This window comes from Vagococcus sp. WN80Y (assembly GCF_059621045.1).
In genome coordinates this window covers 13,866-38,899 of sequence record NZ_JCAQHY010000148.1, presented here as the reverse complement: position 1 = coordinate 38,899, position 25,034 = coordinate 13,866, and the positions used below count along the sequence as shown (strand labels likewise).

The following is a 25,034-nucleotide window of genomic DNA, read 5'->3' as shown; positions in this document are numbered from 1 at the left end:
GAGGGGGCTTACCTTGCGAAAAAGTATTTGATTAAGAATAAAACACAAGTAGAACAAAGGGTGATGTCTTACTGTGCGTTTGGTGAAGAAGGGGTGTTTAGAAAATGTCAAAAAGAGAATCATTCTATTCAATTCATACTAGATGCGATAGAATTATATCAAACAAGTGAGTTGTTCTATCGTGTAATGTATAGTAGATTCAGAATAAATAATCCTTGTTTTTTTTGTCTGAAGATTGGTGCGGCTTGCTTTAAAATATCATTCTCCATTTCCAATTGACTATTTCGTTTCCGAAGGGTATTTAACTCCTTTTGTTCAGGCATCAGATTCTCTTTTTCTGAAAGAACCTGTTGTCGCTGCTTGTTTTACCTACTTGTCAAGGGCTGAAATAATTATATCAAGTTCCACTCTTGTTTTTTTTACTTGATATAAATCTAACCATTTGTTGTTTAAATTCTTTTGTAAATGTGCGGCGTTCATTCTGTCCAAAACACACCTAATTCATATATGAAAATAGGTGATTAAATTGAAATCTCAATGGTATGATTAATCTGTCTTTAAATTTAAAATAAAAGATTAATTTTAGGGGGATATTTTTGGAAAAAGTATTAGAATATGGAGCAATAATTATACTATTAGCTATAGTCTTAGTACCAAGCGCCTTGGCAGCTTCATCTAGTGTAGACTTTTCCCTTAGAGCAACCTGAAATTTGAAATGAGAGATGCAATGAGAGTAGCTCATGTACGTAGCACTACAATGCAGAATTACTTGTTTTCTATGGTTAAGGTTGCTGCATTGTTGGGTAGGGCATTTAATAGAAAGTATAAAACTATACACATTGGGAATCAGCCACGGAATGTGGTAAATTTGTTATATTACAAAAAAGTAACATCTCATTTTATAGGCGTTACTTTTTTTATTAATAATTAGGAGGTAAGTTATGAAAAAAATGGGAGTTGTTACTATTTTATTTCTGTTGCTGATTTTAAGTGCGTGTGAAAAAAAAGAAAATACAACTGGAAGCAATGAAAGGGTGTCGCAGGAATATGGGATTGAGGACCTCAAAGATGATTTAAAAGAAATTTCAATGTACACTGGTTAGCCTGAAAAATATGGTGTGACTGTTGATTATAGTGTTAATTACACTGTGAAAGAAAACGATAAGCTAAATTATGATTACAACGCCACAACATCACTTTCAGGTACGACTATTTCTAAAGGAAATAGCAATGAGCGAATGGAGTTAACCTCGCTCCCTAATGGTTTAGAGGTCTTGTCTACAGGAGACCAAGGTACTCCAGAAACTTTTGAGATTACTCGAGAAGGACTGCCAGAGTATAAAATTTTAGAAAATGGACAACAATATTTTGTAGCTTATGATGATGAAATTATAGATAGCAAGGATAATCCTATAATCAATACTATTTTAACTTACCTTAGTGCTGATTATTTAACTCTTAGCAGTAATTTAAAAAATTACTTAGATAGTAACTTTAATCTAGGTGTTTCTGTCGAAGAAACCAATATTAATAAAACAATTAATTATACTGCTCAAAAAATTGATACTACACAGAACTATGAGATTAATAAAAATATAAACACTAAAGATAGTGATCATATCGAGTATAAACATGATATTTCCATTACATTCCAAAAGAAAACAAAATTGATTAGTGAAATTGAACACACTTACACAGAGAAAGTGACAGAGGAAACAGGCATCGAAAAATTGTATTCAGAAAAATATCACTACATGATTAAAAAAGCGCAATAGGCTCTTTTAGATTATAGGGAACAACTTCACATATCTCCATTTTAGGAGCTTTCCTTTTCAAATAAATCAACTCCACATATTTCATAAACATATGTGCGAAGTTGATTTTTATTTTGTGACATAAAACATTTAAAGACTTAATTACAATTTGTTTGTAGCAGCAAAATAATAATATTGACTACTAGCTGGATTAGTCACTGCAAAATAAGTAGCATTCTAAGGTAGGTTTTCAGTATTTTTTGTCCGAGTTGGTGTAGCTTAAGCTGACAATATTGACTCAAATCTAGAAACATTCAAAATTGATGGCGGGGTGACGTCAAACTTGAATTAATGATATACTCAAAGTAATGGCGCGTCCAATAAGACATAGAAGGGATAGGTTGGTATTTATTTCGTAATTATTTCTATTCAAATTATTAGTTTTTTTCTCATATTTAAAACAGTTTCTGGCTATTCTTTTTTTATCTTGGAATGGCTGAGCTATCCTATTTTAATGGTGATAGGTGGGATAATCTTAAGTAAGCAATTTGGTCTTTGGTCAGGTGTTTTTTTCTTTCTACTATTCATTGTCATCGGCTGGAGCAAAGAACGAAAAATGTTGCCAATTCTCGTGTTTTATGCACTATATACTTTATTGATGAATACTTTTTTTGGGTATATTATCGCATCCCCGATGGAGCTTTTGTTTTCGTATTGTTCCTTTGCTTCAAAGGAACAAATGCAAACTACTCTCTACATGTCTGTAGCTATCGCTCCCCCACTAATCAATCAGCTTCTTTTATATCTGACAGCAAGATGGATTCCACAATGGTCGATTCATTCATTAAAGCAAGTTAGTAGCAGAGTAATGACAGTGTTAATTCTTTTTCTAGTGATGGTAATTGGATTACTTTATCGGATTTTAACAGCTAATAATCAGCGTGGTGAGAGTAATCCACAAGATGACTTAATTATTTGGAGTCTGTTTTTTCTAGTGATTACTTCTTTAGCAGTTTTAAACATCTATTTTCAAAAGCAGCGTAAGCAGCAAATTCAAGAACTAAAAAATGCTCAACTAGATCAGTTGTACGATTATACAAAACAAATTGAAGGCTTATATGAAGAAATCAATCATTTTAGACATGATTATATTAATCTTTTAACTAGTTTAGAAGAAGGAATTTATGGAAATAATCTGGAGGAAGTTCAGCATGTCTATGAATCAGTTATTAAGCCAACGAAACAAACTTTTCAGGCAAATCATTACAGCTTTGGGCGTTTAGGCAACATTTTAGTCCCGGAAGTGAAGAGCCTGTTAGGATCAAAATTATTACTGGCACAGCAACAAAAAATTGACGTTCAATTAGAAGTAGTTCATCCTGTAAAATCATTTCATTTTGAGCTTGTATCTTTGATTAGAACAGTCTCTATTTTATTGGATAATGCAATAGAAGAAGCAGTTTTGACAGAAAAACCTTGGATAAGATTGGCTATTTTTGAAGAAGAAGGTGTACAAGTAATTATTCTTGAAAATAGTTGTCAAGAGCCAGTAGCTATAAAAAAAATAGCAGAAAAAGGTTACTCGTCTAAAGGCTTGAACAGAGGAATTGGCTTGTATAGCGTGAGACAAATGCTGTTAGAAATACCTCACGTCTCATTAGAAACAAGTAATCTGCCAAACGGTTTTTCGCAAATCTTAAGAATAGTGGAACATGAGGTGTAAAGATGAATATTTTTATTTTGGAAGATGACATTATCCAACAGCAGCGGTTAGAGCGAATGGTTAAAGATATAAGTGTATCTGAACGAATAGTCTACAAGCGTTTATTTGTGACAGCTAAACCAGAGGTGTTATTGGAAAAAATTACCTTAACCAGTCAGCATAACCTGTATTTTCTAGACTTGGAAATCAAAGAATCTGAGAAAAAAGGGTTGGAGGTCGCACAAAAAATTCGTCAGAAAGATTTATTTGGCACGATTGTTTTTATTACAACACATTCTGAAATGGCGCCGCTGACTTTTTCATATAAGGTTGCTGCTTTGGACTTTATCGAGAAGGATCAAGAGGACAGTATGATTGAGCAGAGAATAAAAGAATGCCTGCTATTAGCGGAGACTCGCATCGAATCAAGTGTCAGTTCGGATGCTTTTGTTTTTGAAAATAAATACGCTAAGTTCCAAATCCCTTTTTCTGAAATTTTGTATTTTGAAACAACAGGTTCGTCTCATAAAATTCGGCTTGTTACGACAATGAAGGTTATGGAATTTTATGCTGAATTAAAAGAAATTGAAGCGATGGATGAGCGGTTGTATCGATGTCATCGTGCATTTGTTATCAATTTAGCAAATGTTACCCATATAAATAAAACAGAGAAAATTGCGGTATTTTCAAATGAAGATCAATGTACAATATCTAGGAGACTAGTCAAAGAAACGATTCAGCTTTTAACAGAACTTAATCTAAATTAACCCACTAAAGTTGATTACTTTAGTGGGTTTTTTTTACCGTTCAGGCAAGGTGAAGGGTCATTTAAGGAAATGAGCTATTCCAATGGAGTATCAGCAGATAAGATGATATCAGAAGCAAAGAAAAAAAGAGTGAGGGATAGAAATGAGTAAAATAATTCAAATTAATGATGTAAGTAAAAGATATCAGAAAGAATCAGTCGTATCAGCTGTTACTATGACAATTGAAAAAGGAGAAATCTATGGATTTTTAGGGCCTAATGGTGCAGGGAAAACAACAATCATGAAGATGATATTAAATTTAGTTAAGCCTACCTCCGGAGAAATTCGGGTGAAAAATGAACTGATACAGGAAAATTCATATGAGTATTTAAAAGAAATCGGAAGTATCATTGAAACTCCAGTTTTTTATAAGAAATTAACAGCAAGAGAAAATTTAGAGCTACATGGTGAATATATGGGGGGCACTCGTTCAGAAAGAATCGAAGAGGTACTCGCAATTGTCGGTTTAGAAAAGGTAGGAAATAAACTTGTTACGGAGTATTCATTAGGAATGCGTCAGCGCTTAGGTATTGCTCGAGCGATGTTAACAAATCCAGACGTGTTACTTTTAGATGAGCCAATCAATGGATTAGACCCAGTTGGGATTAAAGAAATGCGGGAGCTGTTGCTTTTGTTAAAAAATAATTACGGCAAGACGATTTTGTTATCCAGTCATATTATTTCAGAAATTGAATGGATTGCTGATACTATCGGTGTCATTAATCAAGGACAGATAGTAAAGGAAGTAAAACTGTCAAAAATCAGAGAAGTAAGCAACCCATATTTAGCTTTAGAAGTGGATGATGTTGAAAAAGCAATCGAAGTATTGTCTAAAGAACAATCAATTGAAAAAATTCAAAGAATAGATAGTCAAACTCTTCACCTCCATGGAAATCAGATCAATCAGTCACTATTAAACAAATTACTTATTATTGAAGGTATTTCTATCAATCGCATTGAAAAACATCAAAATACACTGGAAGAATATTTCTTATCAATAATCAATGGAGGCAAATAACATGACACATTTATTAAAATTAGAATGGAAGAAAAATCAATTAGCAGGTTATTTAAAATTTGTAGGGATTAGTATTATTACAATTTTTATCGTTATAACTTTAATGGCAGTGGGATCTAACAGTCAGGAGGAGTTGATGTTTACGGATTTTACATCATTTATGTCTCTGGGCAGTATATTTATTCGTATTGTTTTTGTAATTTTTTCAGGAGTATTATTGTCACGTTTAGTTGTAGATGAATATAAAGATAAAACGATTCAAGTTTTATTTACCTATCCGATTAATCGAAAAAAAGTGATGAAAAGCAAACTGATAACTGTACTAAGCTATTGCTTTTTGAGTATTGTGGTAGCGACTTTTAGCATAAGCATTTTGACATTTTTTGTTAATCCAATGCTGCATTTATTTCCGGAAAATATGACACTGATAATGATTGTTAAAACGATTCCTAGCACGCTGATCAATGCCTTAATGACAGCATGTCTAAGTCTGATCCCACTTTATTTTGGCGTACAAAAGCAATCTAGTGCTACAACCATCACAGTGTCAGTTTTGATTGGTTTTCTAGTGAATGCCACAGTTTCAGATGGCAATAGCAGTTTGAATTTAAATCAAATGTTTATTGTTCCAGCAATCTTAAGCCTAATTGGATTAGCTGTTGGTTATTTATCATATGATAAAATCGAAGCGAAAGATATTGGGTAGGAAAGAACAAAAATGAAGAAAATAATCATAAGTATTTTTAAACTAAACCTAAAATAATAGGAGATTGATGAAAATTGAAAAAAACAATAACTTTAATCATTGTAGTCATTATAGTATTTGCAACTATGGCAAATCCTGTGTATGCAGAGTCAGAACAACAAACAAAAGCTATACAAAACCTATTGGACGAAGCTTGTCGTATTTCAGGTACGCCTGGAATGTCTGTTTCAATTGTGCAAGAAGGTCAAACATATTATTACTCATCAGGTTATGCTAACCAAGAAGAAAAACTTAAATCTACTGAAGAAACGCTATACGAATTGGCTTCAGTAAGTAAAGCTTATACGGCAACAGGAGTGCTACTGTTAGAACAGAACAACCTGTTAACATTAGAGGATTCTGTCCGGACTTATCTTCCTTGGTTAACATTATCCTATGAAGGAACCCCTATTGATATGTCCAAAATGACAATTGGATACCTTCTTTATCACACGAGTGGTTTAACAAACGCCAAGCATACAAAGTATATTCCGCAAGGCAAGACAGATGACATGTTAGAAAAAACCGTGAAAAAACTTGTTGATGTAGACTTGGATTTTTTACCTGGAGAAAAATATGACTATGGAACTGTCAATTACGATATTTTAGGACTAATTATTGAAACTGTTTCTAAAAAAAGTTATGAAGAATTTATGATTAATGAAGTTTTTACACCGTTAGGGTTAAATCAAACATACGCATTTGAAGAAGACGCTCTGATAGAAAATCATTTAGCACAAGGGTATCGATCATCCTTTTTAAGAACTAAACGCTACAAAGCACCAGATTATAGAGGGAATAAGCCAGCTGGATATTTAATTTCTTCAGCGAAAGATATGGCTAGATGGATGCAATTACAACTAGCGCCACCAGGTGATATTCCTGATAAGTTAATAAAAGCAATTCAAAAATCTCATCAGCCAGACGACTCTGTTCCATCGGTAGACTCTATGTATTATGCTGGTGGATGGGCAGTAGATAAGAAGTTGTCTATTATTGAACATTCAGGCAATAACCCTAGTTTCACCACCCAAGTTGTTCTATTCCCTGATGAGCAGTTGGGTATTAGCTTACTCTCGAATGGAAATACAACAAACATTGATTTAGTTTATAATATCAAAGAGATTTTAGCTGGAGATTTAAACCAGACATATTCTATGGGACCTATTAGAAAAATTGATTTAATCTTCACTCTAATAACACTAGCTAGCAGTGGACTTTCGATAATTTTTCTACTTCTAGGAATACGAAGAAAACGGAAGCAACTTTATAAAGAAAAAACAAAAAAAAGAACCATGTTGAAGGTGATTTCAATACTGGCAACTATCTCGTCATTAGCCCTTTGTATGTTTCTTCCCATGCTATTAGGTATGCGGTGGTCAGATTTAAATGACTGGGAGCCAAGTATTTTTACAGCATGTTTGGCCATTTTTTTCTTAAGTTCAAGTGTTACTTGGTTCTTTTTATCACCTAGTTTTGATCGAATTAAAGACAAACCGTTAAAATTATAGTGAGATGCGAAAAAAATAGTATTTCGGAATATAAGAGCATCATTTTTGCTCAAAAATTTTGATTATTTTGACTATCTTTTAGTAGATTATTTTTCTATTTTGTTATTAGAAGAGGAGAGTACGTTATATCAAGATTGTCCGAATAGGTATATTCTAAATAGACAATGGATTAGTGTAAGCCCTATTCAATACAGCATGTCCAAAGTTGATGTATATACATTGATCGAAGTACTTACTATTGATAAAAGATATACTTTGTAATATACTATACATAGTGTTAATTTAATGTTTTAGTGTCAGTTCAACGAAATATTAGAGGATAAATAATATAGTAAACTCAGAGAAAGAGTCAGTCCCTGAAAATTTTATATCTTAGAAAGTGAATAATCATTAGATATTCCAGGGCTTAATAGTAAAGGAGGTAGCATTATGATTAATACTAATATTAAAAGGTCAGCTGCTTACAAAGTGAGAAAATCTGGAAATAGCGATGTTGTGACTATCCCTGCAATGATTAAAGAAAAACTTGGAATAGAAGATGGAGATTCGTTAGCCTTTGTTATAAACGAATCAGGTTCAGTTACAATTGAAAAAGAATTACCTAAAGTCAATGTCGATAAAGCAATGGAAAAAGCTTTAAACCAGTATCATGATCTCTTAAGTGATTTAGTTGACCTTTAAGGAGACATTATTAAATGATTAATAGTTTAACAGTAGAAAATATAATAAAATTTAACGCATATGTCATTGGAACGTTTAGCCCCAAAGAAACGATTGCAATCAAAGATGCTTCAGCGCTACAAATGTCTGTGGCTCAACCAAATCAAGTTGTATTTGATGAAGAGCTATACAAATCAATTTATGAAAAAGCAGCTATTCTTTTTATAAATATCGCTACAAAACATTGTTTTCATAATGGTAACAAAAGAACTGCATGGCTATCTCTTGTTGTATTTTTTGATATAAACGGCTATGATACCTCATTCCCTAGAGAAGAGGGTGTTAAATTCACATTAGATGTTGTCAATTCAAATTCGAAAGGCGAATCTTTTGATAATTTAAAAAATAGAGTTTTCGAATACCTAAGAAACTCACTCTACATAACTCAACGCTAAATAGTCATAATAAACAAGTACTTCAAAAATAATATGAGTACTTGTTTATTTTTTTATATACTTATCTATTTAGAATGCCTTCAATCATTCAAATGAACAACACTCAGTTAGTGAACCTATGTTATAAAGTCTCTATATTTGTCCAAGCAGAGCGACAAAAAATGGGATTTTTTTGCCTTGCAACATGGTACCATGGTAGATAGTGAGAAGGAGGAGTTATAATGGCAATTATCGGTTATGCAAGGGTAAGCACAACTCATCAAAAATTAGATTCGCAAATTGACGCACTTAACGTATACGGTGTAAATGAAATACATACAGAATATGAGAGTGGGAAAAAAACAGAACGTACGGTATTGAAAGAAGTTGTTCAAAAACTAAAAAGAGGAGATACTTTCGTAGTATATAGGTTAGATAGACTAGCGAGGGGAACCCAACACTTGCTCAAATTGTTGGATTTTTTTGAAAAGGAAGGAATCAATTTTGTTAGTATTCAGAATCAAATTGATTCCTCGACACCTATGGGAAAGATGATATTTACAATTGTGGGAGCTTTTGCTGAAATGGAGGCAGATTTAATAAAAGAACGTATATTGGCAGGGCTAGAATCAGCTAAAAAGAAAGGGGTAATTCTTGGTCGTCCCCCGTTAGATGATAGATTAGAAAAAGCAATTAACTTGTATTGTTGTTCAAATATGAAAGTTTCTGAAATATGTGAGAAGTATCATTTATCAGCAAGTTCAATCTATCGTTATATCCGCATAAAAAATATCAAATTAAGGAGAAAAGCAAGTTAGCATATAGGTTGATGTAGAAAAGTTGTCTATCAAATTGAGCAATGGTAGTTAAGAAATTATAGTGAAAATGTGTTTGAGAAAATTTTTTCTTGAATAATACTGACCAAATCTTTCCAACTATTTAGGTCAGAAGCATGTTCTAAATAGAAGAAATCTGAATTTAACTGATTGAATTCATAGCTGTCTGAAATAATTAAATGAGATTGGTCAGGGTCATTTATAAGGCGAATTTGATTAGGGTTGAAGATAGCCTCAATTTTTTGCCCAATCATGGCCTCTCCGCTAGCATTTTTTGAGAAGTGAATACAGATATTAAGAGGCTCTTTCTTTCTGTTAATTACAATTAATCCTGCAAGAAATATTTCGAAATTTTGGAATCGGTTTGGGATTGGGAAATCTTTTCTGAATTTTTCAAGAAACTCTTCAATTTGAAAAATAGTAATGCCCTTATGTTGTAACTCTTTTTCTTTAAAGATGTTATTCATCGAATAAGTTGTAAAGTCAGAAGGTAGATCTATATTGAGATAAAATACATAAACATAGAACAGGACGAGTTGAACAAAATAGAACTGGCAGTAATAGGGCTCGATAGACAAGTCTAATTCCTTAAGAAGGGAATCGATCATTGCTTGACTTCTATTGATAATGGGTGAGTCTATAGCGGATAGACCTGAACTAATTTGACAAATATTTTCTTCAGAATCAAGATTGGATGAGTTGAATCTTAAAAAGAAATTTAAAAAAAGTTTTTCTTCTAAAAGTTTTTTTGGGGGAACATTCTCTCCAAAGTCATTTAAACCTTGGCTAAGGTCATTTATTTGTTGAAAGACAGACAGTATCTGCTGTATCTGTTGATCTATTGATACATACCTATTTGTTTTCAAAATTCTCCATAAAGTAATGCTAAATAGATAGTCGACTTGACTATATCGAGAGTTTAGATTAGGCGTTAGGATGGGTAAATTCATTTTTTCAGATGCTTTTTGGTTTGACTTAGTAAATGGCCATAGGAGCCCTTTAAATGAGTACCAATAGAAATAATAGGTGAAAGACCTAAGGTCCTTTTCTTCATATATTAGGTTAGTATCCCGATTTGGGGACGTAAAAGAAAGTTCAATATTGAATTTGGACAGTATCTGTTGAACATTATTCAAATGTCTATAAATAGTGGACCTGCTTAGGTAAAGAACATTAGCAAGTTCAGAAGCTGATTGAAATTTTCTTTCCAGTAAAGCCTTAATAAGAATGAATTCGATGGATTCTTTTACATAAGATAAATGTAAAGAATCAACATAATATGGAAATGGGTGAGGTGTATTAATGGTAAGTGAGACTGTACCAGAGCCATTAACTATCATAATATCATCTTCTGAAAAAGCACTATCCAAATCATTTTGAAGTTCTAATATATAGCGGGCCAAAGTCTTTTTTGATACACTTAGATTGTTTTGTAGCTCATCAAGAGTGGTAGAGTAACCATTAAAGAGAATTTGTTTGAATATCTTGAATTTGTTTGAAGTAGTTTTATTTAAAAATAGCATCTATTAATCAGCTCCATATTTTACTACTAGTATAAAGATAAACTCTATACTAGTCTAGTATAGGTAGTTGTTTTTTTGATATTTTTTTTTGAATATATAATAGATAAAATAACATCTATCTGTTTTGTTGAACTATAAACTTTTGGACGAGCTCTATTTCGTAAAACGACGGATTTTATGGCTGGTCTCAATATTATATAAATTGCAGTATGCTTCTCAAAAGTTATAAACTCGTGCATTAATAAATCATTTGCGCTAAACTCGAGATAAGTTCCGACCAAAAAATTATTTTGAATGAAGACAAATGACCGATACTCATCCTATATCAAATGAACTCGGACTGAAAGAAGATTGTTCAACTATCAAATGTGATCATGTCATGCACATTTTTACTACGGATAATTCCTATTGACAATTGAGCTATTCTAACCAAAAGCTTTTTGTCTCATTTTTCTTTCAAACAGATTGCATTACAAGGTTTTCCTATAAAAAAAGTTAAGTTAATCAGAGGAAGTCCTCTTTTTCTTAAGTGATGATAAATAGTAGGGGAAGAAATGTGACACTGCTTTGCAATCTCACTAACAGATAACTCCGTTTCTTGGTATAATACCAAAGCTTGATCCACAAAGGTTTTGACAAGTCCCATAAGTATATAATAAACTATATTTTTTCAAACAGCCTCAATTAGTAAAGAGAGCGTTTACAAATCGTGTGTTTTAAGTTATGATTAGTATGTTAAGAAAAGGATTGTTACCTTAATAGGGCATGACCTAATCAGACATAAATAAAGAGAATGACTCTCTATTTATGCCTGATTGGTTTTTTTTTATTTAATAATTTAAAGAAGAGGAGAGTTACGAATGAAAAAAATGTTAGGTAGTATCATGATGGGGTTAATTTTATTGACAGGGTGTGGTAGTAACGTTGCAACAAATAAGGAGCCAGATAGCATGAAAAAAGAACAAAGTACAGAACTAACGCTGTACATTGTTCGACACGGAAAAACCATGCTAAATACGACTGATCGTGTTCAAGGGTGGTCAGATGCTGTTTTAACTCCAAAAGGTGAAGAAGTCGTTACGGCTGCTGGGGTAGGATTGAAAGATATTGAATTTCAAAATGCCTATAGCAGTGATAGTGGTCGAGCTGTTCAAACGGCCGAATTAATACTAAAAGAAAATGATAAATCCTCAAAATTAAAGGTACAAACCGATCCTAGATTAAGAGAATTCAACTTTGGTACCTATGAAGGCGATTTGAATCATACTATGTGGCAGGATATTGCTGATGATCAAGGCGTTACCTTGGAAGAATTTATGAAAAACATGACGCCCGAATCGTTTGCTAATAGCGTAGCTAAGTTAGATGCTAAAAACGTCACAGAAGAGGTAAGTAACTGGCCAGCAGAAGACTATCAGACGATTACGACACGATTAAAAGAAGCCCTTGATGCCGTAGTTGAAGCAGAATTAGCCAATCCAGGTAATGGAAATGTATTAATTACTAGCCATGGTCTCAGTATATCAGCACTGCTAGCTACATTATTTGATGATTTTGAAATTCCAGAAGGTGGATTGAAAAATGCTAGTGTCTCGACGATTACTTACAAAGATGGCACTTATACATTGGGTAATATCAATGATTTAAGCTATGTTGAAGCAGGGACAAAATAAGGTTTTTTGATTTAATTTTTACAGTTCAATTAAAACGATTGTATGTGTTATAACGACTTTACATCAAATAATGTAACTAGCTAGAATTCAGGTGAACTAGTTTACCAAAAAGACAACTTAGTCATTGATGACAAGGTTGTCTTTTTGAGGTAATAAGAGTGAGATTATGCTTTAGTCGATAAACGATTTTAATAACAAAAAAGGCAAACTGTTACGTCAATAGAGTGCTTTTTGTGTATAATTGAGAGGCATGATGACCAAACTTAATTGGGGTTGCAAAGGATTTAAAATAAGTGAGGATTTGTTGAAAAGTTGAACTAAAAGAATAATGACACAATCAACGGGTTGGGGTTTTTGAGTTTATTCATAGTATATAAGGAGAGAGAGATGAAGCAGGAGCTGAGTTTTAATTTGTTTTTACAAAATAAAATAGCAATGGAAGTTACGTCAGTTGCAGATAGGGAACTTCAAGTAAGTACAGAAATGACTATATATTTTGTGCTATCAGGTTATGTCGAGCTGATCCATAATGGAAGAGGGGTTGCCCTAAAAAAAGGGGACATCTATTTAGTTAATCCTTATGATTTAGTTGGGTTTATAGCAGATGGAGCAAATCTTGTGTTAGTGGTAAAAATAGATTTAGGGCAGTCCTATAGTGTGACAAAGCCTCTATCACCACTTTATATGAAGGATGCCTATGACAAAATTTCTCATACCTTAGCTGCTATGTTTCTTGAAATAGAGTCGAAGCAAACTGGTTTTGAAGAAATAGTAGAAGGGTATATCTACCGATTAAAAGGGCTTTTTAAACGGTACTTGCCGGCAAGCTTTAGTGGAGAAGAAACGAGTCAAGCGCCTATTTTGACTCTTAAAAACAAAGAAATCATTGATTATATTAACCTTCATTACAGAGAGGAACTCTCTTTAGATAGTCTGGCGGAGCAGTTTTTTATTAGTAAGTATTACTTGGCCCACTCTTTTAAACAGCAGGTTGGCTTAACGATTGGCAATTATATCAAGGAAATTAGGCTGATTCATAGCCATCTACTTGTTGAGCAGACCACTCTTTCTATGATAGAAATTGCTAATGAAACGGGATTTTCCAATGTTAGAAGTTTTAGTGAGGGCTTCAAGCTGAAATACGGTTTAACGCCAGTAGCGTATCGCCAAGAATTAATAAAAGAAAATACCTCGTCTATAGATGGACAAAAGGTGAATGAATTAGGAGCACTTCAAATCTTAAATAGTTTTGCAGGAATTGATGGCTTAATACGATTTGATAAGGAAGAAATCAAAGAGATTAGTGCGGAGATTTTTCCAAACAGTAAAAAAAGCCAGCTACCATCCACACACATATTTGTCCGTTTAAAGGATGTCACTTCTGAGGTGAAGCTTGATTTGATTGAAAAGATGGGGGTGGCTAAATTTGTTTCTGTGACAGATGTGCTGACTATTATGAATGTGAGACAAATTGATCATGCTGTTTTCTATGAAAGTGACCGATTAATACATGTTTTCAAAGAGATTGTTAAAAGAGGGCTAGTCCCTTATATTCAAATTAGTTTTGCGGATTATGAAAAGCTTTGTGATATAACGGAAGACGAAGCTATTTTTTATCAGATATTTAATCGGCTAGCATTTGATTTAGAAAGAGAGTTTAAACAAATGACTGGTTGGTATTTTGAATTCCGCTGTTTCTACGAATTAAAGCGATCTGGAAAGCTGTGCCATTCTGTAAAAGAAATTATTCCACGATTTAAAGAAATTGGCAAAACCCTAGTACACCTTCCCGTTCAACCAAACTTAGAAGTACTATCGGAAAAAAATGGGAATTCAGCAGGTATCATCGATGATATGGCTCGTGTAAAGGAGTATGATTATGAGGAAGTACTAGGGCTGTTAACAGAACCAAAATACATTGATATTATTAGTGAAAATAAGAATATTGAGATGCAAGGTAATATTGTGAAGCGTATGGATCAATTAGAAGCGGATGTCTATTATCAGCAGTTTACAGACCTTGTTTACGCCAATCAAATGTTATGGCTATTTATGTATAATCTAACGAAAACAACAATGTCATTTGAGCCGATGTCACTTGATGGCACGCCTTTATTTACCTATTTTCCAGAAAGTATGTCTCAAAAATTATCAGTGTTATCCAAAAATAATATTAGGCGGGATATGTGGTATGCGTATCAATTTAGAGAGCGTTTATTTGAGACAATGGTATTTAATACTGAGTTTTGTGTGATGACCAAACAAGGGGATAATTACAGAATATTAGCTATTTATCCTGAAAAAGAAGTGATTGAGACCTTGTTTAAACGAGGGAAAGCAACTCAGCAAGAAGCAACAATGGGTTTAACGATTAAATTTAAAGAAATGTCAGGAACGTATCAAATAATAGAGCAAAAAATAACACCTGAAATTAGAAATAGGGTCAATAAAACATGGGGGACCTCGGATAGTGAAAAATTGTCTTCTGAATTAATTGATTATTTAGATGATATTTCTCAACCTGTGATTAGTTTGAAAGAGCAAGAAATAAAGGGAGATTACAATTTGAAAATGACGCTACCTATTTTTAGTATTACTTATATAGAATTAAATCGATTATATTAAGTGTGAAATATTGCTGTTGTCATTTAGAATATGACTGACAAACAGCAATATTTTTTATGTTTAAAACAATATATGTCACGAAAAAATGCAACCGTTTTATTAAGATAGAGATAGAAAAAGTTAGGGGGAATTAGGTTGAAAGAGTGGTATTCAAAAAGGTCAGAAAGAAAGAAACGGTTAGTGGAAGAGGTAAAAAAAGATAGGGAAGTGCTAAAAGCAAAAAAAGCGGCGATCTCGAAATTACCAACAGGAGAACAAACGTCTGCGAAGGAAAAGTTGAAAGCGGAACAACGGTCATTGAGAGAAGAAAAAAAGAAACAAATGGCCTCTTTAGAAAAACAGGATAAAAAAATAGCTAAAAAGGAACAAAAAATATATAAAAAAATAAAACGCCGACCTCAAAGAGCTGTTGGTTGGTCAATTGTAGCTATTTTAATTGGCACAGTTGTCGTGAAATTTGGCCCAACCGTGGCAGATATGGCTTCAACTATGTCTGGTAAGGGAATCGAAATTACCTCTGGTACAGAAGAAGGGAAGAAAGCACGTGTAGCTGGAGAAGTTCTTTCAGAGGAGATTGCCGATGAAGGGATTGTCTTACTGAAAAATGAAGGGGAATCCCTACCTCTAGCTGATAAGACAATCAATGTCTTTGGTGCATCAGCCTTTAATTTTCGTTACGGTGGTGGCGGTTCAGGTGGCTCTGATACATCTCGTGCCGTTACCTTGTTTGATGGATTAGAAGAGGCTGGTATTACTTATAACAAAGAATTAAAGGGATTTTATGAAGGGTTACCTGAGGTTGAAGAAAAAAATAGTGGTTCATCTGGATTGATGCAAATTGTTCAATCTATGTTATCTAAAAATGACTATGATGAGCCTGAAATTGATTACTTAACAGGAGATGTCTTGAAACAAGCCAAAGACTATTCAGATAATGCGTTAATTGTCATTGCCAGCTCTGGCGTTGAGAGTAGTGACATGTCTAAAGAAGAGTTGGAACTCACTGAAAATATGAAAGAGCTCATTAAAAAAGTGACAAGTGAATTTGAAAATGTCGCAGTTGTTGTGAATGCAGGGAATACTCTGGAACTTGGCTACTTAGAAGAGTTTCCACAAATTAAATCAATTGTTTGGACTGGAACACCGGGGCCATATGGGGCACGCTCATTAGCCAACATTTTAGCTGGAAACACTAATCCTTCAGGACGTTTAGTGGACACTTATGCTTATGATGTTGATTCAGCGCCTGCTACTGAAAATTTTGGGACCTATGCTTATGAAAATTTGGATAAACATTTTGTGAATTATGAAGAAGGGATTTATATTGGCTACCGCTTCTACGAAACCTTCTATCAAGGGCAAGAAGAAGCCTATCAAAAGGCGGTTCAATACCCTTATGGTTATGGCTTAAGCTATACTGATTTTGAGTGGAAAGTTGTTAAAAAAGAGTTCAATAACGAAAAGATTACGATGGCTGTTGAAGTAACAAACACTGGTAAGGTTGAAGGGAAAGATGTGGTTCAATTGTATTATTCTGCCCCTTATTACTCAGGTGGAATTGAAAAAGCGGCCATTGAATTAGGGGCGTATCAAAAAACAAACTCACTTAAACCAGGTGAAAAAGAAGTCGTTACGTTAACTTATAGTACGAATGATATGGCTTCTTATGATATGACTAAGGAAGAGGCCTTTGTCTTAGAACAAGGCAGTTATGAAATCAAATTAGGTAAAAACGTTCATGACATAGTTACGACAGAGAAATACGAGCAAAAAGAGACATTAGTAATGAAGGAAGATAGTGCTACAGGAACAGAGATTAGCAATTTGTTTGAGCAGACAGATGCTGGTTTGACTTATCTTTCTCGGAATGAGTGGGATAAAACATATCCAACTGATAAGAACACAGATTATGTAGCGCCAGAGTTTGTTGTAGAAGAAGCAAACAAGCAAACAATGGATTCCAAATTAGAGATGCCAACAGTTGGAGTGGATAAAGACTTAAAACTAAAAGAGTTAAAAGATGTGGATTATAATGATCCTAAGTGGGATGAATTTATGTCACAATTTACTATTGAAGAATTAATGGATTTCTACACACAGGGGGCTTATAAAACGAATCCTGTCGAACGTTTAGGTGTACCGGCAACGGTTCTGTTAGATGGACCTGCAGGCATTAACTTTTTCTTTAAACCGGTTGAGGCCGCGTCATACCCAACGGAAATTGTTTTATCATCAACTTGGAACGATGAATTAGCCTATGAAATGGGGGCGGCTGTTGGTAAAGAAGCGAAAGCGATGGGCGTTCATGGATGGTACGCACCAGCTATGAATATCCATAGAACTGCTAAAGGTGGACGTAATTTTGAGTATTTTTCAGAAGACCCGCTTTTATCAGGAAAAATGGCTTCAGCTGTTACAAGAGGAACGCAAGACCAAGGAGTAATGGTCTTCATGAAACACTTTGCGATGAATGATCAAGAAACACATGCTAGATCAGGTCTTTATGTCTGGGCAAATGAGCAAGCGATGCGTGAAGTTCATTTGAAACCCTTTGAAATTAGTGTGAAAGAAGGCCAAAATATTGCTACCATGTCTAGTTTCAGCTATATCAACGGACAATGGGCAGGAGCGAACTCTACTTTATTAAATGATTTGCTCAGAGATGAGTGGGGCTTTGAAGGAATGGTATCAAGTGATGCTGTCTTCGGTTTCATGCATGCAGATAAAGCTGTTGTAGCGGGGAATGATTTGATGCTCGATATTATGTCTAAATCGGCTAACAAAAAACGGTTAGAAAAAGCCTATAAAGTAGATCCGTCAGGTATTACTGTAGGGTTACAAACAAGTGCGAAGAATGTCATGTTCTCCATGCTACAAACCTATTTGTTCGATTAAAAAGTAGCCAAGGCTGAGGGGGAATCAGCCTTGGTTTAATTCGTAAAGTAACAAGTAAAAGAGGTGGAAAGTTGAAACACATAGAGATAATTAGTCAAATGACTTTAGAAGAAAAAGCGTCTTTGATGTCGGGCGAAAATTTTTGGAATACTAAGGCCATTGAACGTTTAAATATTCCATCAATTATGATGACAGATGGTCCTCATGGGGTAAGAAAACAAGCGGGAAAAGCGGATCATTTAGGCTTAAATAAAAGTATTCCAGCAACATGTTATCCGACTGCTGCGACAATTGCCAACAGTTGGGACAGAGAGTTGATTTATAAAATGGGCGACTATCTCGGAAGAGAGTCAGTTAATGAAAATGTCAGTGTCTTACTTGGGCCAGGGATTAATATTAAACGGAATCCATTATGTGGTCGTAATTTTGAGTATTTTTCAGAAGATCCTTATTTAACTGGTGAGTTAGGGGTTGCCATGGTTAAGGGAATGCAGTCACAAGGAATTTCAGCTGCACCAAAGCATTACGCTGTTAATAGCCAAGAACATATGAGAATGACTATTGACGAAGTGGTAGATGAAAGAAGCTTGCGAGAGATTTATTTACCTGCATTTGAAAAAGTAGTTAAAGAAGGTAAAACAAAAACACTGATGTCTTCTTACAATCGCGTAAACGGTGAGTTTGCCAATGAAAACACTCATTTAATGACGGACATACTTTTTGATGAGTGGGGATATGACGGTGTTGTTGTGACTGATTGGGGAGGCAATAATGACCGCGTTGCAGGTCTTAAGGCTCATAATCAATTAGAGATGCCAGCGACAAATGGGATTACAGATTTAGAGATTGTTCAAGCGGTTAAAGATGGGACGTTGGATGAAACAATTTTGGATGAGGCCGTGTCTCAGCTGCTAACGTTAGTAGTTGACACGTCAAAAATTACCACTAAAGAAATCGAGGTCGATTTAGAAAAACACCATGAAGTAGCGGTTGAAATTGCAAGAGAATCTCTAGTTCTTTTAAAAAATGAAGATAATTTGCTGCCAATCCAAGATAATAAGACTATTGGGTTGATTGGTGACTTTGCCAAAACACCTAGGTATCAAGGGGCAGGCAGTTCGTTGATTAATCCAACTAAATTACCTAATGCAGTGGATGTTTTGAGTGAATCACCTCTTAATATCAAAGGGTATGCCCAAGGTTTCGTGAGACGTGGTAAAACAAAAGAAAAACTTGTTAGGGAAGCTTTGGAGTTGAGTCAGCAAGTTGAAACAGTTCTACTATTTGTTGGTCTAGATGAGAGCAGTGAAGCCGAAGGAATAGACAGACAAAGCTTGAAACTTCCTCAAAATCAACTTCATTTAATAGAGGAAATCACTAAAGTAAATTCAAATGTTGTGATAATTCTTGCGGGTGGTGGCGTTGTTGAAATGCCTTTTATTAAGCAGGTTAAAAGTATTCTTCACACCTATTTAGCTGGACAAGGAAGTGCGGAAGCGGTCCGAGATATTGTTTTAGGGATAGAAAACCCAAGTGGGAAGCTAACTGAAACCTATCCTGTTAAGTATGAAGATACACCTTCAGCACCGTTCTATCCAGGAAAAGAAGCAACTGCTGAACATAGGGAAGCCTTATTTATTGGCTATCGTTATTTTGATACATTTGAAAAAGAAGTCCTATTTCCTTTTGGCCATGGCTTATCGTACACTAGTTTTAGCTACGATGATTTAATGATTGGGGATAATCACGTCTCTTTATCAGTCACTAATACTGGAAACGTTTCTGGGAGTGACGTGGCTCAGCTCTATATTGAGAAGAAAGAGTCTAGTATTTTTCGAGCTAAAAAAGAATTAAAAGGCTTTGCTAAAGTATTTTTAGAGCCTGGGGAAACCAAACAAGTTACAATAGAATTATCAGCTCGTGATTTTAGTTTTTACAGTGTTCAACGTAAAGATTGGGTCATTGAAGAAGGGGATTACTTGATTCAAGTTGGAGCTTCTATTCGTGATATTCGTTTAGAAGGAGAACTGTTTGTCTCAGGAGTTGCAAACATACATGAGTACACAGAGGAGAATTTTCCTCATTACTTCACGGGTGAGCTTGCTGATATAGCGGATGCTGAATTTAGTCGATTGCTAGGGTATAAACCACCTTCTCCTTTTTGGCGCAAAGAAGATTCTCTAGGGATGAATGACACGATTGCTCAAGCAAGAGCTAAACATTGGTTAGGAAAAGCAACCTATGGTTTAGTTGCAGGTGTGAAAAATGGTTTTATGCTAATTGATAACCCCATTTGGTCAAATAACATGTATTTTGTTATCAACATGCCTTTTAGGCAAATTGAAAGATTCACTGGTGGGAAAATTAATTCAAAAATGGTTCAAGGCTACTTGAATGTTTTAAACAAAGAGAAAAAAACGAAGAAATAATTGTATAGTGGTGTCCAGGCCCTCTCTTTTAACCCTAGAAATCTTAACACACAAGGTTTCTAGGGTTTTAGTTTTTCTCCAAGCTTCAATAATTTGAGGAAAGTGATAGTGAATTCAGTTGTGGTTACTTGTTCTTTTTAATTTTTGTTAATAATTAGAAATGCTGTACGGGCTAGATTAATGTTATACTAATTTTAAATAACTAATTGTGAGGAGAGAGTACGAGGTGAAAATGAATAAGCCCTGTTTCTATCTGCTTTTAGCCGTATTTTTTCTATATGGATGTTCAAAAGAAGAAGAGAAACCAATTATTGTGAATTCGAACCACGTGAAAGAAAGCCATGAAGTGGAAAAAAAGGCTGATGTCTTTAGTGACTATGAGCTAGTCTCAGGAGACACATTCTCTAAAATATCTAAAAAGACAAATGTATCAATTGAGCAACTAGAAAAATGGAATCCAGATACTAATCCTGACCATTTGATAGCAGGAGAGACGCTCAAAATTGTCAGTAAGGTATTGGCGCATATTGATGAAGATAAAGTAACGTATCAGCCGGGATTTATTTATGAAAAAATGTCAAAGGAAATAAAGCAAAAAATCACAGGGAAAAGTTATCAAAGTGAGGCACCTGTCACACTAGATGATTTGAGGTATGTGACGGTCTTGTATGTGGATTTACAGGGGAAAAAACAAGCAGGCGAGTTAATCGTCAATAAATATATTGCTCAGGATATGGTTGAAATATTTTATGAGCTCTATCAAAAAAAATATCCGATCGAAAGAATGCAGCTAGTAGAAGCTTATGGGGCAAACGATGAATTATCAATGAGTGACAACAATACGTCAGCCTTTTGTTATCGACCAATAGAAGGGAGTACGGAAACTTCTTATCATTCATATGGATTGGCAATAGATATCAATCCGTTTGTCAATCCTTATGTAAAAAATGATCAGGTACTCCCGCAAGATGCAGAAGTATTTGCTAATCGCAATAAAGGTGAGTTCAGTAGTCAAGAAGCAGAAATGATGATTGATCAGAGTAGTGTGGTGTACCAAGCCTTTCAATCAAGAGGATATGAGTGGGGCGGAGATTGGGAGACACCAAAAGACTATCAACATTTTGAAAAAATAATTAATTAATTAATCTGGTTAATCAACAAATAGCGGTCAGAAATGCTCTTTTTGATGCATTTCTGGCTTTTTTGTTAGCAAGAGGTAACACTTGATGTATTTATCACTAAACAAAAAGGACAGTCTTTAAATGCAAGCATCTAATTTAAGTGTTTGAGAATCAAACTAAGAAACGTTGAGTTAACATTAAAATAAAGGAAGCGTTGACATTGTTTCCTATTCAGTGTATCATTAGCGGTGTAAAAGGATGGTTATTATTAAGTTAAGCTAGACCTAAGCAAACCTATTAAGGCTTGTTTAGGTCTATTTTTGTCTAAAAAAAGGGGCGATTGGTTTGAAAATCATCAAAGTATTAAATAATAACGTAATTGTTGCTCTTAATGAAGAGGCTGAAGAGGTTATCTTAATGGGGAGTGGTTTAGGGTTTCAAATGAAAACTGATTCTACCATTCATACTGAAAAAATAGAAAAAGTATTCAAATTAGAAGGTAAAGTCGAACGGGAGCAGCTCGAAAAATTGCTGTCAGAGATTCCAGAAGATGTTATTCGCATTTCTTATGAAGTCATTAGTTATGCTAAAAAAAAGCTGAACAAAGAGCTAAAAGACTCGGCTTTTATTGCCATAGCGGATCATTTGAATTCTGCTATTCAGCGTGACAAAAAAGATGTACAGGTCAAAAATTTTCTACTGTGGGACATTAAACGTTTCTTCCCTGATGAACTGCGGATTGGACAAAAAGCGATTGATATTGTCAATGAAAAATTCAATACGACGCTGTCAGAAGATGAAGCGGGATTTATTGCCTTACATATTACCAATGCAAGCTTAGACAGTGGTTATGATGATGCAGTTAGTTTAACTCAGTTAATCGAAGAAATTCTAACGGTGATTAAGTATACATTGCGGATTAATTTTTCAGAAAATGATATTTATTATCAACGATTTATTACACATTTAAAATTTTTTTCTCAACGGGCTTTAACTAATCAAATTCATCCAGTAACAGAAAATAAAGTTGAAAATGAGTTGTTTGAACTTGTAACAAACCAATATCCTGAAGCCTTTGAAGTGACTAGAAAAGTATCTGAGTTTTTAAAAACTCGTAGAAACTACACGATTTCAAAAGATGAGCAAGTCTATATTACGATTCATCTTGCAAGGATTATTGATAAAACCAAGAATTAAGAGAATTCTCTTAATATATAAATTCAGTAGAAAGGGGCAAGGAAAACTTCCTGTGGAAAGGACCGGATCGTGACATTAAGTTGGCGAAACCTTTAAATAAGAAAAGCTTCGCGAATCGCTTAGCTTGACACCGATTAGAGTATAGAGAAAGCTAGATACTTTCCTGTATTCTAAAAAAACTATTTGGAGGTATTAACATGGGTAAATATGAAGAATTAGCTAAGAATATTGTCAGAGAAGTGGGAGGCAAGGAAAACGTCATTTCATTGACGAACTGCATCACTCGCCTGCGCTTCAAACTGAAAGATGAAAGTAAAGCAAATACGGATGTTCTAAAAAACATGGATGGTGTGGTAACAGTTATGCAAGCTGGAGGACAATACCAAGTTGTTATTGGCAATCATGTTCCTGATGTCAGAAAAGATGTGGATGCTGTTTTAGGCGTACTAGAAACGCCTACTGAGTCGGGGACAAAAGGCAATCTATTTGATCAATTTGTTGATATGATTTCCTCTATTTTCCAACCGATTTTAGCACCACTATCTGCGGCGGGTATGTTAAAAGGGGTTAATGCCATTTTGATTTTCGCTTTAGGGGCTAGCTTTGCAGAGTCGTCAACATCAGCTATTTTTAATGCGATGGGTGACGGATTATTCAAATTCTTGCCAATCTTTATTGGTTACACAGCGATGAAAAAATTTGGTGGCTCACCCTTCCTTGGGATGCTGATCGCCTCAAGCTTAGTTTACCCTGGATTTTTAGAGGGAGCAGCTACTGCGCAGTTTGCTGAAGCTGGAGGGCTTAACTTCTTTGGTATTCCATTCTCTATTCCACCTGCTGGTTATGGTTCTACGGTCATGCCGATTATTGCTGCAGTAGCCTTTGCTGCCTTTTTAGAAAAGCAATTAAGAAAAGTTATTCCTGATGTTATTAAGTTGTTTATTGTGCCATTTATAACAGCGCTTGTAACGATTCCCTTAACATTCTTAGTTATCGGGTCAGTCATGAACATTGTTTCTGACGGTTTAGGCAACGGGCTACTTTCTATTCAAAGTTTCAGTCCAATTTTATTTGGTGCTATTCTTGGTTTTTCTTGGCAAGTTCTCGTTATGTTCGGTCTACATTGGGCGATTATTCCTTTTGCCATTATCGCGTTATCTCAAGGTGATCCAACCTCATTATTAACACCATCAGGTAGTGTGAGTTTTGCTCAAACTGGTGCGGTATTAGCGGTCATGTTGAAAACTAAAAATGCTAAATTAAAAGAATTATCGATCCCTGCTTTTATTTCAGGTATCTTCGGTGTCACTGAACCTGCTATTTATGGGATCACTTTACCTAGAAAAAAACCTTTCTGGGCATCATGTATGGTTGGTGGTGTGACTGGGGCAATCGCTATGGGACTAGGGATGCAAGGCTATCAAATGGGTGGCTTAGGAATATTCCGCTATCCGAGCTCTATTTCACCAGATGGCGATGTTAAGTTTGCGATTTATGCAATGATTTTAGATGCGTGTGCGCTTGTTGCTGGTTTTGCTGTGGCGTATGCTCTTGGATTTAAAGACGATGAACCAACCATTCAACTGTCTAAAGAAGAGGCTAAGCTAGCTGCAACGGGTCAAAGTAAAAAATTATCAAAGGGAGAAATTTTCTCGCCAGTTGAAGGTAAAGTATTGCCATTGAGTGAAGCTAAAGATGGCGCATTTGCAGATGGGATTATGGGTAAAGGGGTTGTGATTGAACCTATTAGTGGTGAAGTGATTGCGCCTTTTGATGGAACGGTGATGACTCTCTTCCCAACCAACCATGCGATTGGCTTAATTTCAGAGAACGGTGCAGAAGTTTTAATTCATATTGGGATTGATACGGTTCAGCTTGATGGAAAAGGCTTTGAAGCTTTCGTTAAACAAGGCGACACAGTGAAAAAAGGTCAAAAGTTAGTTCATTTTGATATTGATACCATTACAAGTGAGGGCTACAGTACACAAGTTCCGATTATCATTACAAACACTCCTGACTTTGCAGATGTTATTCCAACGTCTGAATCAACGGTTAAACGGAATGAGTTATTAATTACGACTGTGATTGCAGATTAAGCCTATAAA

The 25,034-nt window shown here is 34.8% G+C and carries 19 protein-coding genes and 1 pseudogene; 17 read left to right on the top strand and 3 right to left on the bottom strand.

Going from position 1 to position 25,034, the window contains the following annotated elements:
• Positions 1-248 precede the first annotated feature (248 nt).
• A pseudogene (locus AC5KOD_RS10515) lies at positions 249-442 on the bottom strand (transposase); the annotation flags it as partial.
• Positions 443-941: 499 nt separating this feature from the next.
• On the opposite strand from AC5KOD_RS10515, the gene AC5KOD_RS10510 reads away from it, so the two are divergent.
• From AC5KOD_RS10510 to AC5KOD_RS10465, 10 genes are all read left to right on the top strand, one after another.
• On the top strand, positions 942-1,103 hold the full coding sequence (locus AC5KOD_RS10510; RefSeq protein WP_496914512.1) for a hypothetical protein: 162 nt from the start codon (positions 942-944) through the stop codon (positions 1,101-1,103).
• A 45-nt stretch (positions 1,104-1,148) separates the two neighbouring features.
• A complete protein-coding gene (locus tag AC5KOD_RS10505; protein WP_496914511.1) occupies positions 1,149-1,775 on the top strand; it encodes a hypothetical protein in 627 nt (208 codons plus the stop codon).
• 493 nt (positions 1,776-2,268) lie between these two features.
• The gene (locus AC5KOD_RS10500) at positions 2,269-3,477 is read left to right on the top strand and encodes a GHKL domain-containing protein (protein ID WP_496914510.1); all 1,209 of its coding nucleotides are present in this window, start codon (positions 2,269-2,271) and stop codon (positions 3,475-3,477) included.
• Between the two features lie 2 nt (positions 3,478-3,479).
• Complete coding sequence (locus tag AC5KOD_RS10495) at positions 3,480-4,223, top strand: response regulator transcription factor (protein WP_496914509.1); 744 nt, start codon at positions 3,480-3,482, stop codon at positions 4,221-4,223.
• Between the two features lie 142 nt (positions 4,224-4,365).
• Entirely contained in the window at positions 4,366-5,280 is a 915-nt protein-coding gene (locus AC5KOD_RS10490; RefSeq protein WP_496914508.1) for an ABC transporter ATP-binding protein, read from the top strand.
• A gap of 1 nt (position 5,281) precedes the next feature.
• Positions 5,282-5,986, top strand: coding sequence for an ABC transporter permease (locus tag AC5KOD_RS10485; protein WP_496914507.1), 705 nt, complete (start codon positions 5,282-5,284; stop codon positions 5,984-5,986).
• A 74-nt stretch (positions 5,987-6,060) separates the two neighbouring features.
• Positions 6,061-7,536, top strand: a complete 1,476-nt coding sequence (locus tag AC5KOD_RS10480; RefSeq protein ID WP_496914506.1) for a serine hydrolase domain-containing protein — start codon at positions 6,061-6,063, stop codon at positions 7,534-7,536.
• A gap of 429 nt (positions 7,537-7,965) precedes the next feature.
• Positions 7,966-8,217: an AbrB/MazE/SpoVT family DNA-binding domain-containing protein gene (locus AC5KOD_RS10475; RefSeq protein WP_496914505.1), complete on the top strand. Its 252-nt coding sequence runs from the start codon at positions 7,966-7,968 to the stop codon at positions 8,215-8,217.
• 14 nt (positions 8,218-8,231) lie between these two features.
• Positions 8,232-8,651: a type II toxin-antitoxin system death-on-curing family toxin gene (locus AC5KOD_RS10470; protein WP_496914504.1), complete on the top strand. Its 420-nt coding sequence runs from the start codon at positions 8,232-8,234 to the stop codon at positions 8,649-8,651.
• Positions 8,652-8,872: 221 nt separating this feature from the next.
• Complete coding sequence (locus AC5KOD_RS10465; RefSeq protein ID WP_496914503.1) at positions 8,873-9,448, top strand: recombinase family protein; 576 nt, start codon at positions 8,873-8,875, stop codon at positions 9,446-9,448.
• A 56-nt stretch (positions 9,449-9,504) separates the two neighbouring features.
• On the opposite strand, the gene AC5KOD_RS10460 is transcribed toward AC5KOD_RS10465, so the two are convergent.
• Positions 9,505-10,989 (bottom strand): helix-turn-helix domain-containing protein, encoded by a 1,485-nt coding sequence (locus AC5KOD_RS10460; protein WP_496914502.1) that lies wholly within the window; start codon positions 10,987-10,989, stop codon positions 9,505-9,507.
• Between the two features lie 445 nt (positions 10,990-11,434).
• Complete coding sequence (locus AC5KOD_RS10455; protein ID WP_496914501.1) at positions 11,435-11,635, bottom strand: winged helix-turn-helix domain-containing protein; 201 nt, start codon at positions 11,633-11,635, stop codon at positions 11,435-11,437.
• A 214-nt stretch (positions 11,636-11,849) separates the two neighbouring features.
• Here AC5KOD_RS10455 and AC5KOD_RS10450 point away from each other — a divergent pair, with 214 nt between their 5' ends.
• The 7 genes from AC5KOD_RS10450 to AC5KOD_RS10420 all read left to right on the top strand — a co-directional run bounded on the left by AC5KOD_RS10450 (position 11,850) and on the right by AC5KOD_RS10420 (position 25,025).
• Positions 11,850-12,662 (top strand): histidine phosphatase family protein, encoded by an 813-nt coding sequence (locus tag AC5KOD_RS10450; RefSeq protein WP_496914500.1) that lies wholly within the window; start codon positions 11,850-11,852, stop codon positions 12,660-12,662.
• A gap of 387 nt (positions 12,663-13,049) precedes the next feature.
• On the top strand, positions 13,050-15,287 hold the full coding sequence (locus AC5KOD_RS10445) for an AraC family transcriptional regulator (protein WP_496914499.1): 2,238 nt from the start codon (positions 13,050-13,052) through the stop codon (positions 15,285-15,287).
• 135 nt (positions 15,288-15,422) lie between these two features.
• Positions 15,423-18,182: a glycoside hydrolase family 3 N-terminal domain-containing protein gene (locus tag AC5KOD_RS10440; RefSeq protein WP_496914498.1), complete on the top strand. Its 2,760-nt coding sequence runs from the start codon at positions 15,423-15,425 to the stop codon at positions 18,180-18,182.
• 71 nt (positions 18,183-18,253) lie between these two features.
• Entirely contained in the window at positions 18,254-20,611 is a 2,358-nt protein-coding gene (locus tag AC5KOD_RS10435) for a beta-glucosidase (protein WP_496914497.1), read from the top strand.
• Between the two features lie 232 nt (positions 20,612-20,843).
• Complete coding sequence (locus tag AC5KOD_RS10430; protein WP_496914534.1) at positions 20,844-21,752, top strand: M15 family metallopeptidase; 909 nt, start codon at positions 20,844-20,846, stop codon at positions 21,750-21,752.
• A 325-nt stretch (positions 21,753-22,077) separates the two neighbouring features.
• Entirely contained in the window at positions 22,078-22,929 is an 852-nt protein-coding gene (gene licT, locus AC5KOD_RS10425) for a BglG family transcription antiterminator LicT (protein WP_496914496.1), read from the top strand.
• A 197-nt stretch (positions 22,930-23,126) separates the two neighbouring features.
• Complete coding sequence (locus tag AC5KOD_RS10420; RefSeq protein WP_496914495.1) at positions 23,127-25,025, top strand: beta-glucoside-specific PTS transporter subunit IIABC; 1,899 nt, start codon at positions 23,127-23,129, stop codon at positions 25,023-25,025.
• The last annotated feature ends 9 nt before the right edge of the window (positions 25,026-25,034 follow it).